A 2406-nucleotide genomic window follows, 5' to 3' on the forward strand; every position below is an offset into this window, starting at 1 on the left:
CTGAAGGATGCAGTGTGGAAAAAGACCCGTCATATCAAGGCCTATTTAAAGTATCCACAGTTTTTGTGGATAACTTTGTGGAAAAAGGAATCTTAATGTCCAGAAACCAGTCACATCCAGCATGCAATCCTCAAAAAACGGGTAAAAATTCACAAATTTTGTTCTTTAAAATCAGTCACTTGGAAAATGCTTCCCAGAGGGGACAAAATGGGACCTGTTTTCCCTCCGCTGTGCATAAGTGAAGTATTCAGGAGCCATTTTTAACGATTTCGAGCCACTTTTGATGGCTTATCGGTGGATACTGCGAAGCACAAACAGACCAGCCAGGGCTGAAATTCTAAACATGCCTTATCTGCAAGGTTTGTCCGCCAACAACGAAGTGACCACCACTCAAAATCTGCCCAAAAATTGCGCAGCGCAACATAAACCTCGGCCAAAACAGCAACATTATGGCTAAGTTACGGTTTACTAAGTACTTTTATTTTTTATCCACAGATTCTGTGGACAACTTTGTGAACAATGAGAAAACAAGCTTGTTACCCAGCGGGGATAAGGTTTACCGCTTGCTAAATGTTGCCGTACAGATCAAAAAATAAAACCTTTTAAATCAGTTAGTTACTACTGACTACTTAGCTGCCTGAAAATCACTGCCTGTTATTTCCGCAGTAAATAAAATTGTGCATAAGTCGCATATGGTGACTAGCGGGCACTATGAAAAAAGGGCAGGTTTCGGCTGAAACCTACCCTTTGTCGTCATACTACAGGCGATTTAACTCAGGCGCGCTGGGCCTTGCTGTAGCTGTGCACTGCATCGACCATGGCTGCCACGTTCTCCGGCGGAGTGAACTGCGAAATACCGTGGCCCAGGTTGAATACGTGGCCATTGCCGGCGCTTGGCTTGCCGTAGGCGTCCAGCACCTTGTGGACTTCCGCGCGGATCTGGTCCGGGCTGGCAAACAGGATGGCTGGATCCAGATTGCCCTGCAAAGCCACTTTATCGCCCACCAGGGCGCGTGCCTGGCCCAGGTTGGCGGTCCAGTCCAGGCCCACCGCGTCGGCGCCGATCGCGGCGATCTGCTCAATCCAATGGCCGCCGCCCTTGGTGAAGACAATGGCGGGGATCTTGACGCCATCTTTTTCACGCTTGAGCTGGGACACCACGTCCTGCATGTACTTGAGCGAGAACTGCTGGTAGGCGCCGTCGGCCAGCGCGCCGCCCCAGGAGTCGAAGATCATCACGGCCTGCGCGCCAGCGTCGATCTGGGCGTTCAGGTAGTCGGCCACCGACTTGGCGTTGATCTTGAGGATGTGATGCATCAGGTCCGGGCGGTTGTACAGCATCTTTTTGATGGTATGGAACTCGCGCGAGCCTTCGCCTTCGACCATGTAGCAGGCCAGGGTCCAGGGGCTGCCGGAAAAGCCGATCAGCGGGGCGCGGCCATTCAGCGCGGTGCGGATCTGGGTGACGGCCTTGAACACGTAGTCGAGCGATTCCAGCGCAGGCTCGCGCAGGGCCAGCACGTCAGCCTCCGTTTTCAGCGGACGCTCGAACTTGGGGCCCTCGCCTTCGACGAAATGCAGGCCCAGACCCATGGCGTCCGGCACGGTCAGGATGTCGGAGAACAGGATGGCTGCGTCCAGCGGATAGCGGTCCAGCGGCTGCAGGGTGACTTCGGTGGCGTAGTCGGGATTGGTGGCCAGGCCCATGAAGGAACCGGCCTTCTGGCGCGTGGCGCGGTATTCCGGCAGATATCGGCCCGCCTGGCGCATCAGCCACACCGGGGTGTAGTCGGTCGGCTGGCGCAGCAACGCGCGCAAGAAGGTATCGTTCTGGAGCGGGGCGAATTGTGGCATGGAAGACAATAAGTGGCGGAATAAAGGTTTATTATCGCATCCCCTGCGGTTTGAGCCATATCGCTACGTCAAGCAGCACTATTTTTTAAGCCTGTTTTTCTCTATGATGCCTAGCTTGCCTGCGACTCCTGGAGCTTTCATGACTACCCCGACCATTACCGCGCCCTTTGGCGCCTGGCCTTCGCCGATCAGCGCCGCGCGCGTGGCGGCCGGCTCTGTGCCGCTGAGCGGCGTGGCCATCGACGGCCACGATCTGTACTGGCTGGCGGGGCGTGCGGCGGAGGCGGGACGCAATACCCTGATGCGCCTGCACGGCAACCAGAGCGCGGAACTGACGCCGATGCCCTTCAATGTGCGCACCCGGGTGCACGAATACGGCGGCGGCGCGTATGCGGTGGACGGCGGCACGGTGTGGTTCTCGCACTTTGCCGACAATATGGTGTATCGCCTCGACGAGGATGCGGCGCCGGTGGCGCTGACCAGGCCGGGCAAGCAGCGTTTCGCCGACTTCGTGGTGGACCGCCCGCGCCAGCGCCTGATTGGCATCCGCGA

At 56.7% G+C, this 2406-nt stretch carries 2 protein-coding genes and 1 pseudogene; 2 read left to right on the top strand and 1 reads right to left on the bottom strand.

The window, feature by feature from the left end; translation table 11 throughout:
• The coding region (locus JOZ06_RS13790) for a hypothetical protein (protein ID WP_293233386.1) at window positions 1-242 on the top strand (242 nt) is incomplete at its 5' end.
• A 532-nt stretch (window positions 243-774) separates the two neighbouring features.
• On the opposite strand, the gene hemE is transcribed toward JOZ06_RS13790, so the two are convergent.
• Window positions 775-1854: a uroporphyrinogen decarboxylase gene (gene hemE, locus JOZ06_RS13795; protein ID WP_293233388.1), complete on the bottom strand. Its 1080-nt coding sequence runs from the start codon at window positions 1852-1854 to the stop codon at window positions 775-777.
• 139 nt (window positions 1855-1993) lie between these two features.
• Here hemE and JOZ06_RS13800 point away from each other — a divergent pair.
• Window positions 1994-2406, top strand: a pseudogene (locus tag JOZ06_RS13800) (S9 family peptidase); the annotation flags it as partial.

Origin of the sequence: Paludibacterium sp. (assembly GCF_019232825.1) — a bacterium.
Taxonomy (GTDB): Bacteria; Pseudomonadota; Gammaproteobacteria; order Burkholderiales; family Chromobacteriaceae; genus Paludibacterium.

Excerpts from the sequence above, each read along its gene's own strand:
- hemE (WP_293233388.1), bottom strand. The coding sequence starts at position 1,854 with ATGCCACAATTCGCCCCGCTCCAGAACGATACCTTCTTGCGCGCGTTG.